The 15,382-nt window shown below is 48.8% G+C and carries 15 protein-coding genes; 10 read left to right on the forward strand and 5 right to left on the reverse strand.

Annotated elements, in window-relative coordinates; all coding sequences use genetic code 11:
- Positions 1–117: 117 nt before the first annotated feature.
- The 8 genes from Q0852_RS22635 to Q0852_RS22670 all read left to right on the forward strand — a co-directional run bounded on the left by Q0852_RS22635 (position 118) and on the right by Q0852_RS22670 (position 8,368).
- Entirely contained in the window at positions 118–606 is a 489-nt protein-coding gene (locus tag Q0852_RS22635) for a hypothetical protein (RefSeq protein WP_299022477.1), read from the forward strand.
- A gap of 2 nt (positions 607–608) precedes the next feature.
- Positions 609–2,264 carry a hypothetical protein gene (locus Q0852_RS22640; protein WP_299022479.1) on the forward strand — a complete coding sequence of 552 codons (1,656 nt, stop codon included), beginning with the start codon at positions 609–611 and terminating at the stop codon, positions 2,262–2,264.
- An 8-nt stretch (positions 2,265–2,272) separates the two neighbouring features.
- A complete protein-coding gene (locus Q0852_RS22645; protein ID WP_299022481.1) occupies positions 2,273–3,019 on the forward strand; it encodes a phage BR0599 family protein in 747 nt (248 codons plus the stop codon).
- Positions 3,020–3,054: 35 nt separating this feature from the next.
- Entirely contained in the window at positions 3,055–3,267 is a 213-nt protein-coding gene (locus Q0852_RS22650) for a hypothetical protein (RefSeq protein WP_299022483.1), read from the forward strand.
- Positions 3,251–3,484: a hypothetical protein gene (locus Q0852_RS22655; RefSeq protein WP_299022485.1), complete on the forward strand. Its 234-nt coding sequence runs from the start codon at positions 3,251–3,253 to the stop codon at positions 3,482–3,484. The genes Q0852_RS22650 and Q0852_RS22655 overlap by 17 nt, the downstream gene beginning before the upstream one ends.
- Positions 3,457–3,696: a hypothetical protein gene (locus Q0852_RS22660; protein ID WP_299022487.1), complete on the forward strand. Its 240-nt coding sequence runs from the start codon at positions 3,457–3,459 to the stop codon at positions 3,694–3,696. Before Q0852_RS22655 ends, Q0852_RS22660 begins: the two co-directional genes overlap by 28 nt.
- A gap of 54 nt (positions 3,697–3,750) precedes the next feature.
- Entirely contained in the window at positions 3,751–5,646 is a 1,896-nt protein-coding gene (locus tag Q0852_RS22665; protein WP_299022488.1) for a phage tail protein, read from the forward strand.
- A 778-nt stretch (positions 5,647–6,424) separates the two neighbouring features.
- The gene (locus tag Q0852_RS22670) at positions 6,425–8,368 is read left to right on the forward strand and encodes a methyl-accepting chemotaxis protein (protein WP_299022489.1); all 1,944 of its coding nucleotides are present in this window, start codon (positions 6,425–6,427) and stop codon (positions 8,366–8,368) included.
- Positions 8,369–8,443: 75 nt separating this feature from the next.
- On the opposite strand, the gene hutH is transcribed toward Q0852_RS22670, so the two are convergent.
- From hutH to Q0852_RS22690, 4 genes are all read right to left on the reverse strand, one after another.
- Entirely contained in the window at positions 8,444–9,991 is a 1,548-nt protein-coding gene (gene hutH / locus Q0852_RS22675; protein WP_299022490.1) for a histidine ammonia-lyase, read from the reverse strand.
- Positions 9,992–10,198: 207 nt separating this feature from the next.
- Positions 10,199–10,459, reverse strand: coding sequence for a phosphopantetheine-binding protein (locus tag Q0852_RS22680; protein ID WP_299022491.1), 261 nt, complete (start codon positions 10,457–10,459; stop codon positions 10,199–10,201).
- Between the two features lie 128 nt (positions 10,460–10,587).
- A complete protein-coding gene (locus Q0852_RS22685) occupies positions 10,588–11,316 on the reverse strand; it encodes a beta-ketoacyl synthase chain length factor (protein ID WP_299022492.1) in 729 nt (242 codons plus the stop codon).
- A gap of 197 nt (positions 11,317–11,513) precedes the next feature.
- Positions 11,514–12,485, reverse strand: a complete 972-nt coding sequence (locus tag Q0852_RS22690; RefSeq protein ID WP_299022493.1) for a glycosyl transferase family protein — start codon at positions 12,483–12,485, stop codon at positions 11,514–11,516.
- 134 nt (positions 12,486–12,619) lie between these two features.
- On the opposite strand from Q0852_RS22690, the gene Q0852_RS22695 reads away from it, so the two are divergent.
- Both Q0852_RS22695 and Q0852_RS22700 read left to right on the forward strand, forming a co-directional pair.
- Positions 12,620–13,363: a dienelactone hydrolase family protein gene (locus Q0852_RS22695; RefSeq protein ID WP_299022494.1), complete on the forward strand. Its 744-nt coding sequence runs from the start codon at positions 12,620–12,622 to the stop codon at positions 13,361–13,363.
- Positions 13,364–13,513: 150 nt separating this feature from the next.
- On the forward strand, positions 13,514–13,828 hold the full coding sequence (locus tag Q0852_RS22700) for a YbjQ family protein (RefSeq protein ID WP_299022495.1): 315 nt from the start codon (positions 13,514–13,516) through the stop codon (positions 13,826–13,828).
- Between the two features lie 319 nt (positions 13,829–14,147).
- On the opposite strand, the gene Q0852_RS22705 is transcribed toward Q0852_RS22700, so the two are convergent.
- Positions 14,148–15,302, reverse strand: a complete 1,155-nt coding sequence (locus Q0852_RS22705; protein WP_299022496.1) for an SEL1-like repeat protein — start codon at positions 15,300–15,302, stop codon at positions 14,148–14,150.
- Positions 15,303–15,382 lie beyond the last annotated feature (80 nt).

The raw sequence follows: 15,382 nt of genomic DNA on the forward strand, positions 1-15,382 counted from the left end.
ATGCACGACAAAGTGATAGGCACATTCATTGAGCGTGAGTTCTACAGATGCTAGTTCAACAAGTTGGCGTCATGACCTTCTACCGGGGTATGTAATTTGGGAGGAGGAGGGACTTATGTGAATGGTGCCGGTGAATATCAAGGCTATTGGTGTAGTTTTGGCAATAAACATATTAAACAGACTTATTTTATGACGACCGCACGTTCATCCAACAAAGCTGTTAACCCTACAGGTTGGTTGTTTAATTTAAATGAACAAGAGTTCTTACAGATCGGCGGATCACGTGATCAAGATATTACCGGCTTTTGCGAAGAAAAAGGAGAATATTATTATGGTGGTTTTGAACTTCATCTCCGCAGCATTTATGTTGATGATGAAGTTAAAAATCTAGTTTTGGGCCTCTCTGGTACAACAGTATTTCTTCCGGCGTTGATTGCTCGTTCCATTAATACAGGATGGAGTGTTATCGGTGAATCGACATGGATGCGCGTGTGTTCAACTGAGTTGCATGGCCCCGGTGATATTATTGAATTTCAAGGTAAACGTTGGATTGTTTTTCCGAGTCACGCTCCTGGTGATATTGGCTATGCTTTTCTTCTCGGATAAGAATGATGGTAAGTGCTTTTCGTTTTAGCAAAGTTGGGTGGCTTGAGATTTATCCAGAACCACCATTATCTCAGCCTTCACTTCTAGGCATACCGACACCTTGGGTTTCTTCGGCTTCTGATAGTTCGTATCAATCAAGAGTGCCATCTGTACCTCTCCCAACGGTTACCGCCATAGGCGGTTTTTGGCAGCGCGAATTCAAAAACAACTTATTCATTACGCCTAAACGTATTGATCTTGAATTTGTTGTCGGGCCATCTGTGCAGCAAGTTGAAATCTGGAGCACCTACACCGTTCCGCTCACCCTGAGCGAAATCATCAAATCCGGCGCTAAGGGGATGGTGATAAATGGCCCGAAGCCGGGGGATGTGCTGGCTCCTTATGGCGGCCACTGGCAGTTAACGCTGGATGTGTCCTTGGATGTCGAGATGATCATTGACGCCAGCTTTGAATGGCGTTTTAACCACGGCGCAGTCACTACTTGTTTGAGTGTTACCGGTACTAAGGTGGCACTGTGGCCATATCCGCCAGTCTATCCGGTGAGTGAATCCTGGCAGTGGTTTACCGCTGTGATTGAAACCCGCTCCGGCGAGCAGCGCCTGAGTAATGCCGACAGGCCCATCCAGCACCTGGACTACCGCTATAACCTCCCGGTTCGCGTAGCCGCCGAGCAAACCGCCCGCTATGAAGCCCAGGGCCAGAACCGCCATGTAGTACCGGTGTGGACAGATGCCACGTCACCGGTGTCGGTAAAAGCGGGCGACAGTGTGATTCAAACCGAGGTCGCCTGGCGCGACTTTAACGATGATGGCATGGCGGTGGTGTATAAGGATGCCGAGCAGTACGAGGTGGCCTTTATCAGCCGGGTATCGGACAACGCCCTGGTGCTCAAGCGCCCGCTGACGTTTGACCGCTCTAATGCGGTAGTAATGCCCCTAATCGCGGCCATTGCCCCGGACGGGCTGCAATCTGTCCGGCGTGGTGCCAGAACCGAGCAACAAATCAGCTGGGTAAATAGTCAGCCGCTTGATATTGCGCCGCCAGCGGTTTTACCGGTGGAATTGGCTTTGGAATATCTCGGCAAACCGGTGGTGGTGAAACGCGGCAAATCGGGCGGAGTGCGGGACAACATGGCTTTTTCCTGGCGCGATAAAACCACCGCCAGCGGCCAGCAGATGATGATAGCCGGGCGCGACTTTGGCCAGCACACCACCACCATCGAATGGGCGGCCACAGGCCGTGAGTCGAGCTGGCAGCTGCGCCAGTTTTTATACCTGTTTAAAGGGCGTTTAAACACCTGTTGGTGGGTGAGTTTTAACAACGAAATCCGTCTGGCGGGCAAAGGCAACAGAAAGCGAATTGTGGTGCAACCGGCAGGCTTTGCCAGCTTCGGTGGCCGCCATGTGTACCTGCAGTGGCGTGATGGCGTGCAAATGGTGTTTGCCCGTCCGGACGGGGTGGATGCCGAAGGCAATGAAATCCTCGATATCGGCGGCGACGGGAATATCCCGGTTGAGTCGGGGGATTTGCTTGGCGGCCATGTGATGCGCCTGATGAGGCCGGATGATGATCAGGTCAAAATCAGCTATCAGCCACGCCACCTAATGAAAGTGTCGATGCAGATGAAAGAAGTGCCAGCTGAAGAGATAGCAGGATAGGAGGGCGGATGGTTATTGAACTGTACCAGATTGAGCTGCGTGATGAGGTGTGGCGATTTACCTCCAACCAGCGTGATGTGCTGGCCAACGGCTATAACTGGCGAACCCATGTGATTGCACGGGATGCGTCTATCGAGCAGTCCGATGATCCGCTCCGGGCTGATACGTCATTCGAGGTCGCTGCCGGAAGCGAACTGGCTAACCTGGCCCTGAATCCGCCACTCAATATTGCCCCCAGGGTGACCATTCTCCGCTCGGAGGATGGCCGCACCTTTCATACCGTATTTGCAGGCCGCCTGATGGCCGGAGTGTGGAATGATGGCTTTGTGACTGTCGAGCTGGAAGCGGTGCATACCGAGCTGCAGGTAACCGGCCTGAACGAAACCGTGACGCCGCAGTGCCGCTATGAGTTAGGTTGTCGGAAGTGCGGCATTAAAGAGTCTCCCCGTGAGGTAAAAATCCGGGCGGCGGAAGGGAACAGGGTCACTCTGGCGTATCCGGTGCCGAAGGAGTATGCCTTTGGCTACCTCCAGCAGGGCGGGAACTGTCATTTCATCGACCAGCAGCCCGATAGCCTGACTTTAGTGCTGTTGCATCCGACTAAGCTGGCGGTGGGGGAAACGGCAGAAATTACCCGAGGGTGCGACGGTACTTTGGAGACATGCCACCGCCGCTTTAACAATGCCATTAATCATGGTGGCGCGGTCAATCTGCCGACCAAGAACCCGTATGTCGGCGATCCTATCGATCGTTAATCAGACTGTTAAAAAGAAGCTTACAAGGAGTAGAGATGGTTTGGGTAGCCATAGTGATGGCGGTGGTGTCGATTGCAATCAGTTATCGCGCCATGAATCAGAGCCATGACGCCCCGGATGCGCAGGAGCCCAAGGCCCCGGTGATAGAAAAGGGCAAACCACTTGGGGTGGTGTTCGGCAAGGTTAAGATCAGCAGTGGCACCGTTTATTGGTGGGGGGACATGTCGCACCGTGCAATCCGAAAATAACCGTATTTATCCCCACGATCTGGCTCCGCTCGGTTTTTGTTGCTCCGGGGCGCGAGGGGTGTTTGCAAACTATGGCCTGAGCTGGGCGGAGTTCGTTCGGCACGGGGCCGATTGTGATCAGCTGCTGGCGCTCGGTGACCCATTGGTGACAGAAGTTGTACTTAAGTTTAAGCAAGACAGGGAATCGTCATGGGAAGGAAGAAAAAGCAAACGGTAGGTTATCGCTGGTATTGGGGGCAGCACCTGGTGCTCTGCCATGGCCCGGTCGACTTTATCCAGCGGATCTGGTTCGGGGAAAAAATCGGCTCCGGAGCGCGGATTGCGGGTAACCGTAGCCTGCATATCAATAAGCCAACGCTGTTTGGTGATCGTGACCAGTACGGCGGGGTGATTGGTGATATCGACGTCTGCTTAGGCCATGCTAACTAGGGGGTGAATGACTACCTGGCCCGACACTGCTCGCAGGAGATTGATGGAAAGAAGGTGGTAAGCGCCTTTCGCTATCTGGCAGCGCTGGTATTTCGCAAGCCGGAAATGGGTAACTCCAGTTATCCGCCGCCGGTAGCGGTGGAAGTGGCCCGGCTGAAAACCGGCTGGGACGGTAACCCGATCTGGTATCAGGAAAAGGCAATCATTGGCGAGGGGCGGGATATTAAAGACCCTGCAGCGTTTGGTGCCGGTGGCCTGAATGCTGCCCATATCATCCATGAGCTGATTGAATGCCCGGAATGGGGCACGGGTAACCGCAATATCGACGAGGCCGCATTCCGCCAGTGTGCCGATATCCTTTATGCCGAAGGCTTTGGTCTGAATGCCCATTGGACGAAGCAGCAGCCGGTGGAGCAGTTCATCAAAGATATCTGCCGTTATATCAATGGCTATGTATTCACCGACGAGGCGACAGGCAAAGTCACCATGCGCCTGGCCAGGGATAATTACAGCGAGGCTGATATTCCGGTACTGACAGGAAAACAAATCAAGTCCGCCCGTAATGTCCGTCGACGCAGCCAGGCCGATCTCATCAATACCCTGACGGTGACTTATACCGACTGGAATACCTACGATAAAGCCGCCGTTACCGTGATGAACTCCGCCTTACTTCACGCTACCGGGCGCACCATCGGTGAAACCGTGAATTATCCGATGCTCCATGATGATAAGCTGGCTTACCGGGTGGCAATGCGCGAGCTGCGGATGCTCTCGGGACGCCTGATGACCTGTGAGCTGTATTGTGATACTTCGGCAGCGACCTTGCAGCCTGGTGATGTGGTCAGGGTGGTGTATCCGCCTGCAGGCCTTAACCATATCGTGCGGGTACAGAAGAAACGCCGGGGCAGCCTGGCCAAACCCGAAGTAAAACTCGATGTGATGGAAGATATTTTCTCAGCCGTCACTGGGGATTACATGCCGCCACCGCCAAGTAACTGGAAAGACCCAATTAACGAGCCGCAGCCAATCACCGATCAGGCTGTTATGGAGTTGCCTTACTGGCTGTTGGCCAATACCCTCAACCCGTCCGAACTGGCGGCCTTGAAAGACTACAGCTGTTTTGTCGGCTGGTTCGCTGGGAAACCAACCAGCGATACCCTGGGGGCCGACCTTTATTACAGCCACTTCGACCGCTGGCTATACAGCCACCGCGCAAGCTTTGCACCTGGTTCTTTACTGTTAGCCCCAATCAGCCGGACAGGTACCCAGTTGCAGCTGCTCGGCAGTGATTTGACCGGACAGGAGCTGCCGACGCTCTGCCTGCTAGGCAATGAGCTAATCGTTGTTATGAGCCTGGAAGGTGATAATGCCCAGGTAAAACGCGGCGTACTCGACACGATGCCCGAACGTCACAACGCAATGACGCCAGTTACCATCCTGGACGGCGATGCCCTGGAAGCCGAGTTTACTGCCGGTGAACGGGTAAGCCTTCGGGGCCTAACAGTCACGCCAAGGGGCACACTGAATGAAGGCGAAGCAACGGTGTCTGAGATTAATCTGGTTGGCAGGGCAGCCAAGCCGCTATGTGTCACGAACGTGCAGCTAAACGGCAGCTATTGGCCTGAATCGATAGCCTTACCGTTGACAGTTACGCTGTCACACCGCAACCGCATCAGCGAAGTAGCAGAGCCCCAGTTCCTGTCTGACTGGTTCACCAATGGTATGCCGGAAGCAGGCACAGAAACCAAAGTGACCCTGGTTGATGTTGATACAGGCACTGTCCTTTATAACGAAACAACCACAGCCACCGAACTGACATTCGATAGCTTAACTATAAAGGAGGGGATTAAACGGCTTCGACTCACCCTCACCGCCACCCGTTCAGGCAACGAGGCAATGCAGAGTTATACACATGAGTTTCGTTTAAAAAACATAGCCCCAAACATTTAAACTGCGTTTAAAAGTTTTAAGAACACTATTTTTTAAACACCCCTAACCACAGAAACCGCCCAAAATGGCAAAATCTATTTGTCATTTCTGGCGGATTCCTTTGCCAAACCTCGCGGGCGGCTACAGCTACACGTTCAGGCAACGAGGCAATGCACATCAGCAAAAAGTGCAAAAATCCAACTAATAACATTGCAATAAATAAGTGTATGTTTTTAATTGAGTTAATAACTTTATCCACAAAAACAGTGGGTAACTTTATGGTAAATGCAGCGCCATGCTGATGAGCTTTTCATCGCTTATGCTTTTTGAATATATTAGGAAATGGGCGATTATATTTTTGACCGTTAGGTTAATAAATAACGAAATAAAAGGTGTTTATAAAATGGTTGTTTTAACTGGCTGATATCTTTAGCCTAACATTAACATGATAAATAAAGCGCAGTTGGCTTATTTGCATAATAGGTTGAGTTAATATGAGCCTGAGCTTTATGCATGAGATTTTGTTTAAGCTGTTGTTATAGCTTGGTATTTTTATATTTGACGCTAATGGTGGAGTGTCAAGATATTGACCCGGTTTGAGCTGGGTCATTATTTTTGTGAACGGGCTTAAAGAGTCTTTTGAAATGTTAGTTTTCTTTGCTAGTTTGTATTGAAAGTGCAAAATATTATAACTATATGAGGTTGTGCAATGGTGAGCTTGGCTCGAGCTTTCAATATTAGAACGACTATTTCAGTTGTTTTTATTATCCCTACTACTTTGCTGCTGCTATTCATTGGCATGCAAATAAATGATGCTAATGAACAATTAATGCAGGCAGAGCTGTCACAGGAAACTGTAGAGTTATTTAATCTTTACGACAATGTGGCGCATCAGTTTGCTGTGGAACGCGGACTGACTGCGGGGGTTATTGCGTCTAAGGGGCAAAACAAGCAGCGTGATGCCCTGATGAAGCAACGTAAAATGGCCGATGTTGCTTACAACAACCTTTTGGCATTTCAGCCTCAGCGTTTAAACCCTACCGAGGTGAATTCTCTGCTACGTGAGGTTAAGGCCCAATTGGATCGCCGTAACAATATCCGTTCTCAGGTTGATAGCTTGAAGTTAGCTGATTACCCGTTTGCCTATTATTCCAATGTAAACCGCTTGGCGCTGGATAACCTGGGTATTGTGATGTCTGGGGTGAGTAGTCCGGAGTTGAAGCAGCAATTACAAGGGTTGCTTTCTCTGTTGGTGATTAAGGAGCAGGCCGGTATGGCGCGCGGCGCACTCAATGGGGTGTTTGCCGGTAAGATATCGACGCTGGATCGTTACGCGCAGATCTCTACGTACATTAATGCCGAGCGTTATGCGCTTAGGCAGGCAGAGATGCTGCTTAAAGGTGAAGAGCTCAGTCAGCTACAATCGATTACCCGTAGTTCGACCTGGCAGAAGGTGATGAAGATCCAGCAGGAGTATCTGGCGCAGAAATCGAACTTATCTTCGATCAAAGGGCCGGAAGCATCATCTTGGTTTGGTTTAGCGACAGAGCGGATAGGGACGGTGAAAGGGTTGCGTGATAGTTTTGCCGCTACGATCCATGATAAAGCTGTTCAGGATCGTGCCGATGCAAACACGCTCCGTATGACTTATATCGGTGTGACTTTGCTGGTGGTATTACCGCTGATCTTGTTGACGATTCGCATTGTGATAAATCTGCGCCGCCGGGTAGATATCTTCACTGCCCAGCTGGACAGCATGGCTTCCAATAAAGATCTGACGATCCGTCTTTCAGATGGCACGCAAGACGAATTTGGTGAGATAGCGACTCACTTTGACCAATTGACGCTAAGTCTTAGTGACACTTTGAATAAGGCGTTGGAGGTGGCCAGTCGAACTCAAGATGAAATGAGCGCGATGGTCCAAATGGTGACACAGGCCAGCAAAGCAAGTGAAATGACGCATATGCGTTGCGATAACATTGCAACGGCGATGACCGAGATGGCTCAGACCAGTGAGCAGGTGGCAGGTATTACTACCGAAGCCCAGCAGGGAACGGATTCGGTGAAGTCTAATGCGGAGGCGTGTCATAACCATAGTGAGCAGTCATTTTCCTCGACAACGGCGTTGCTTGATAGCGTGAACCAGACATATGGTTGTATTGAGACTCTTGAGCAGCAGATGGGGAACGTGTCTGAGATTTTGGATACGATCAATGCGATTTCGGAGCAAACCAACCTGCTGGCACTGAATGCGGCTATTGAGGCGGCACGTGCCGGTGAGCAGGGACGGGGATTTGCTGTTGTGGCTGATGAGGTTCGTACTCTGGCGCAACGCAGTAAGCAGTCAACGGAAGATATTCGTCAGCTGCTCGACGGGATCGGTCAGAATGCGAAAGAGTCTTTCGATAATATGCAGAAGAGCCGCGAAGCGAGTTACGAGACTCAGGATATGGTGTCTGATACCAAGTCGCTGGTTGAAAATCTGATTGTTACGGTAAATGAGATTGCTCAGTTTAATGCCAGCATCGCTACGGCTTCTAACGAGCAGTCGCAAACAGCAAAAAGCGTTGATACCGATGTTGACGAGTTATTGGAAATGGCCAGCAATACCAAGCAAACTATTTTCGATATCCAAAATGAGGTAGAGCAGGTCAAACTGCGGATGACTGAGCTGGTTGATGAGGTAAATACGTTTACCATTAATAACAGCGCGACTGCCGAAAAGTTTACGTTAATGCGATAGTCAGTAATAGATAAAATGATAAAACCCCGAGCTGAGAGGCGCGGGGTTTTTCTTTATTGGCTTTTATTTAGAAGCTTACGAGTACATCTTCCACGCTTCCTGGCGGATCTTAGCCATACATAGACGTAAATCGCCTTCAAGTGGCCGGTCTTCGGTTACGAACTCAAAGTCTTTCTGAATAGACTGAACCATAGCCTGCAGTGCTGGGCTTAGTTGATCGTCAGCAAGCTCACTGTTGCGCTTACGCAGTTCGAGAGCCTGAGTTGCAGCCAGCAATGATGCAGAGGCCACCTGTTCAGTTAGTTCAAGCACGCGCAGGCAGTCACGGGAAGCAATTGTACCCATACTGACCTTGTCCTGGTTGTGGCATTCGGTAGAGCGGGAGAAGACACTGGCTGGCATCGTGTGCTTAAGCGCCTCTGCGGTCCAGGCTGAAATACCGATTTGTACCGCTTTGAAACCGTGGTTGATAGGTTTGCGGCTGCCGGTTGCACCGGTCAGGTTGTATGGCAGGCCATTGTTGAACTTATAGTCCATTAGCTGGGCCATCTGGCGGTCAAGCAGGTCGGCAATGTTGGCAATTGCAGTCTTTAGGGTATCCATCGCCATGGCAATGTGCCCGCCATAGAAATGACCGCCGTGAAGTACGCGCTCGTTGTCACCGTCAATGATTGGGTTATCGTTGGCACTGTTAAGCTCATTTTCAATCAGCTGGCGGATCCAAGGCAGGCTGTCTTGCAGGGCACCGATAACATGAGGGGCACAGCGCAGCGAGTAGCGATCTTGCAGGCGATCACTGTTACGAGGTGGTTGGGCTGCCTGAAGATCATTGCGTAACCAGCTGGCAATTTGCTGCTGGCCCGGGTGTGGCTTCACGGCAAACAGGGCTTCGTCGAAGTGAAAGTCGTTTCCTTGCATACCGACCGACACCATTGAGGTAATACGGGTTGACAGCTGTGCCAGATATTCTGCACGTTTGTATGCCATACATGCCAGCGCAGTCATAACGGCTGTGCCGTTCATCAATCCCAGTCCTTCTTTAGGCTTAAGCTTGATTGGGGTCAGGCTGAGTTCGTTATACACCTCGGCTGTCGAACGAATTTCACCTTTATACAGTACTTCACGTTCACCGATCAGGGCGGCTGCAAGGTAGGAAAGTGGGGTCAGATCGCCGCTGGCTCCAACAGAGCCTTCTTGCGGAATGCGTGGCGCAATGTCGTGGTTGATAAGGGTGACGATTTGATCCAGTAATTCTCGGCTAACGCCTGAAACACCTTGTGCCAGTGAGCAAAGACGGGTAGCCAGAACAGCGCGGCTTTGCTGATGATCCAGATTCTCGCCTAAGCCGCAGCCATGGAAGCGAGTCAGATGCAGCGGTAGATCATCAACAAACTCTGGTGGAATGGCAACGGTGCAGGAGTCACCATAGCCGGTGGTAACGCCGTAGATAACGCCTTCTTCTTTTAGCAGCCGCTCAAGGAAAGCCGAGCCGCGATTAATTTTATCGGCAAAGGCTGGGGAGTTGTTTAATGTTGCGGATGCACCATTGGCAATATCGATAACGTCTTCAATTGTCAGGCGTTCTGCTCCAAAAATAATAGAGTTTTGAGAATGTACGGTCATTGTATCCTTTCCACTTAACTTTCAGTTATTACTGCCTTTATAGCAATGAGATGATCCACTCATCATGGTCCTGATATTGCAGGTGGCAGATTTGATAGTTCATTCTTCGAGTTGCCACTGAAGTGGCGTAACGGAGAAGTTAGACGTTTGGGGCCGCAATATTTGATACCGAGTGGCAATGCGAGGCGGCCCTTCAGCCAGAATGGGCTATGCGGCCTGATTTGCCGAGATAAAGCTTGCTAGTGTGGTGACAGAGGCAAAGTGCTGGCGTGCGTCTTTGTCATCGGCATCCAGTACAATGTCGTATTTTTTCTTAATTGCCAGGCCAAGTTCCAGTGCATCAATCGAATCCAGTCCCAGACCGTCATTGAACAGAGCTTCGTCGCTGTTGATATCGTCTACAGTGATGTCTTCAAGATTCAGGGACTCGATGATGAGCAGCTTTAACTCAGTGTGTAATTGTTCCATATATACCTACTCTGTAGCTATTTAGTTAATGTATTCAGTTTGTTGCGTATTGCTATTGTGCCATAAGACACTGTTTTCTCGATAAATAAGATCACTAACTTCGAGTCAGCTAACGAAAAAGCAATATATCATTGTGCCGGACGTTGCCAGTGCCAGCATTGCTGAGTGGTTGATATCGTCCACTGGTTTTCGTTACCGACAAACTGCCGGATAACCTCAAGTGTGAACGGGGCGGACTGCTCTTTAGGTTCAGTGTTTCTCTCCCAGCTTATCTGGTAATCAGAGCCACTGGTGAGCAGAAGGCCAAGCGCATACCCCTGATAATTGCCCTGATCGAACTGGCTGTATCGTTCTGGTAGCGGTTCGTCGAAGTCAACAACGAGCACTTTGCTTTCCGGGGTTTCACTGAGGTAGGCTGATGCCTCTATCAGTGCGTTATGAAGTGTATTTTGTCCTGACGCCAGAGATGTCACCGGGGTTGGCCTTTTGGTTGCAATGGTGAACAGGCCAGCGGCGGTGTTATGCACGGTTTGGGAGAAAAGTGTCGGTGAAGCATCTTCACCCTGCAGGATATTTTCCTGCAAAGTCGTTAGCCGGTTTAGCTCTCCATGGCGGCTGGCAAAAATGATGTAGTCGATTTCCTTATCCTGGGTGAGCGAAATAGCTGTTTGCAGGGCCAGTTTGCTCTGGCTGCTGGTGCGTCGTCGCATCATTGACGGTATTAGGTTGGCAGGAACTGGTTCGGGATTTTCAGGCCAAGTCATATCAAGTGAGGCCCAGGTCATCCAGTTGTCGCGGTCGGTGAGTCCTGGAGAAAGGGCTAGCCAGTCAACAAGATTAAAGCGAATAGTATTCATTGTGATCGTCGGTGATTCGAAAAAAAAGCTATTATCATGGTTGCATATTGTTGGTGTATATAACCAGCTTTGATAATTACATTATTGAGTCATATCACTTTTTCGTATATTCAGCGTGTTCGCTTGTGATTCTGGAGAGGCGAACACGCCTGTGGTTATGCTGGTTAGAGGGAGCAAAAGTGTGAGGTAGAAGCGAATTATTGGTGGCGGTGATCCCACCATAGTTGTGCCTGTTCCAGGGCTGATTGTTGATCCGGACATGCTTTTATCATTTTGAGTACTATTGCCATTGTTGAAATAACTGCATGGATTCCGTAGTTGTTATCGATGTTACCTTCCCAGACTTGCCGTAAGTATTCCCCGCTGATTTCACCGTGTTTACCTGATGCCCCCTCTAGAAAGGTGGGCCACTCTTCATTGAATAACTGGCCGTCGGCAATACCAGCAATCCGGCAGGCAGTGCGTGGGCTACGTTCGCTTTCTCCTCCTTCGCCTTTGAAAGCCACCATGTTGCGGTCTCCGATTAGGCTGGCCGCTTCGGCATGGAGCTGTTCATAGCCTTGATGAAAAATCCCGTGAATGGCATATGGTGCATTGGTCGGGTTGAGTGAGCGGGCGACGGTATTGAGCGGGGTGCGCAGGCCAACCTGATTTCGTAGTGCCAGCAGGTCGACCAGCGGCTCGCAGTAGGCTGACAGGGGGATGTAGCAAATGTCATCGTGGGCCAGGATCGCTTTGGCTTGCTCGGGCGTTTCGGCTTGGCGGATCCCTAAATCAGGGCAAGCTGATTCGATCTGGTACTTGAGTGCATCGACTGAGGCATGGCCGTGAAGTAGCACCCGGATACCATTTTGTGCCAGCAGCTTAGCTGCAAGCAGTAGCCAGGGAGGCTGGCGGCGTTTACCGGCAAAACACGGCCAGTCGAGATCCACTGCCAGGTCTTGCCATCCATCATCAATCCGGCTTCTGAGGGATTGTATGTATCCGGCAGCTTCTTCGCCTGTCTCGCATCGTACTCGTTGCAGCATCAGCAGCACGGCGAGTTGAAGTAGTTCGGCTTTGCCGTCGAGGTACATATCCAGAGCCTTACGAGCTTCTTGCTGGGTAAGTGGACGGCGGCCTTTTTCTCCCCGGCCGACATGTTTAATAAATTCTGAAAAGGCTGGCATTACTATCCCTGATTTTTTAGTTATTTGAATATTATTTAATACCTGAAAGATGAATAAAGCAATGACGTGACCGCTGGCTGGTAATCTACACTGATAGAACTGTTTTTAGTGCAGGGTAAACCAAAGGTGGGAAAATGAAGGGTAAGTTACTCGTTACAGCGTTATCTTTGTTGTTTTCTTTTTCCTTATTTGCTGCTGAAGGACGATCGGTTAGTTATAAAGTCAATAACGAGGAATATGAGGGGTATTACATTACTCCGGATGCCAAAGCGCCGCTGGTATTGTTAATTCACGACTGGGACGGGTTGACTGACTATGAAGTAAAGCGGGCCCAGATGCTGGCTGAAGAAGGTTATGCGGTGTTTGCGGCTGACTTGTTCGGGGCTGGAGTCCGTCCGGTGAAAGTGGAAGACAAACGCCAGCATACCGGTGAATTGTATAAGGATCGGCTGAAGATGCGTGCTTTGCTTAACGGCGCACTACAGATGGCTGATTCTCTTGGAGCTAATACCGACAGGGCTGTGGCAATGGGATATTGCTTTGGTGGTGCTGCCGTGTTGGAAATGGCGAGATCCGGCGCTGATATGAAAGGATTTGTGACGTTTCACGGTGGATTGAAAACACCGAAAGGGCAGGATTACGCTAATACCAAATCCAGCGTGTTGGTTCTGCACGGCGCGGCAGATCAGGCCATCACAATGGATGATTTTGTGGCGCTTTCGAGAGAGCTTGAAAAGGCATCGATTGAAAATGAAATGATTGTCTACAGTGGTGCTCCCCATGCCTTCACGGTTTATGGTTCTGATAATTACCGCGAGGTTGCCGATTACAAATCTTGGCAGCGGTTTTTGACTTATCTCAAGGCCGTTAATCAGTAAGTATATAAAGCTCAGTTTATGAGGTTTCTTAACAGAGCCTTATATTTATATATTGTTATTATCTAACGGTTTTTTAATTGATTTCTTGTTGGTTGTTATTCATGCTAATTGCTTAATTTAAGAAGCGGATATGTTTGAAGGAGCAAAGCTATGTTGTGTGTAACAACGCCTGATATCGCGAACCGTACTATTAAGGAAGTGTTGGGAACCGTGACCGGAAACGTCGTGCAGTCCAAGCATGTCGGCCGGGACATTATGGCGGGATTTAAGACCATTTTCGGCGGTGAGATTAAAGGTTATACCGAAATGTTGACTGAAGCCCGTGAAGAAGCGATGCGTCGTGCCGTTGCCGAGGCGGAATCGCTGGGCGCTGATGCGATTGTGAATGTACGTTTTACTACCAGTGCGATTATGCAAGGTGCATCTGAAATTCTGATATACGGCACGGCCGTTAAACTGGATTAATTTTCGCTGTCCCTTTTGATTACTGCAGAGTAACTTAACAAAAATTGCAAATAAGTTAGCAAAATTGCAGCATAAGTCAGCATAGTCTATTTTTTGTTGTAAGTTTACTATGAAGAATAGACTATGTACGACCAAACCAAAAAATCTTCCCACGTTCACAACATCTGCAAGTTTATGAGCTTGATTCAGTTGGAGGTGCACGGAAAACCCCAAAAGTAACCAAAATCACCATCTCTCATTAGCTCCTAACTAGTGCATGATAATGCATAGTGGACAGTTCTATAAGTTGCAGTACATATTGAATTACTGTTAAATTAAATTAGTTGAATAAGTCTAGAAGTACTGGTTTAGGGCAACTTTGATATTCTGAGTAAGGTATGAGACAAGAACTAAATTTAAGCTTTGCTTCAATCAGTTCTTCTTCCGTTAACTGTTTTTTAATAGACGTTATTAATGACCCTTGTTTTTTATTTTTGGTTGATGCAATCATTGCCCAAATGTATGCGCTTTGATAATCCTGTTTAATAATAAAGCCACCAAAAAACATTCTGGCAAGATTTTCTTGAGCTTTAACTTGACCAAGCATTGCTGCCTTTGCGCACCATTTAACTGCTTGTTCATAGTTGATTTCTACCTCATCACCGTTAAAATACATATGACACAATTCTAGTTGCGCATCGGGATTTCCACCTTTTGCAAGAGCAACATATTGTTCAAAAGACAATTTGTTAAGACTAATAAAATTCAGCGTTCCTTCATAATCATTTCTATCCGATGCCTTTTTAAACCACTCCAACGCTAACTGTCGATCTTGCTTTATTCCTAACCCATCTCTATACATTCCCCCTAAATAATTTGCTGCTCTGCCATCCCCGTTATCGGCAGCCTTACGATACCAATTCGCAGCAATAAGATAATCTTTCTTAACTCCATGTCCCTTCTCATATAAGATTCCGAGATTTCTTTGTGCTGGTGCATAATTCTTCTCAGAAGCCCTCGTATACCATAATACTGCTTCTTCATAATTTTGCTTTACGCCAGTACCATATTTGTAAGCGAAACCAAGACTATTTTGAGCTGGAGCATAGCCTTGTTCTGCGGCTAAGCTATACCAGTGTGCAGACTCAATGAGCTTGTGAAATACACCATTTGGGTTTTGATACATCCAACCAAGACTGTCTTGGGCAAACACGTATCCTTGCTTCGCTGCCTCCAGATACCAATATTCAGCTTTATAGTAATCTTGCTTGACCTCTTTTCCCTCCTCATACAATTGCCCTAGTTGGAATTGAGAAATAACATCACCTCTTTTCGCTGAAACTTCAACTTCTTTGAATGAAATAGCAGCGTTCCCGCTTTTTGCGGCGATTTGGTCTTCTTTATACCATTTCGTAGTTATGCCTTTCTCTTCATTTATAGTGGTACAAGCAGATAACAAAGTACCTAAACAAAGTGAAAACAGCAGCTTTCTCATAAATGCGTATTCCGGCGAAGTTGAACACCGATTCCGGCTGAATGTGAACACTTAACTTTTCAACGTATCACGACAGTTGT

Source organism: uncultured Photobacterium sp. (genome assembly GCF_947502415.1).
In the GTDB taxonomy this organism is placed as follows: domain Bacteria; phylum Pseudomonadota; class Gammaproteobacteria; order Enterobacterales; family Vibrionaceae; genus Photobacterium.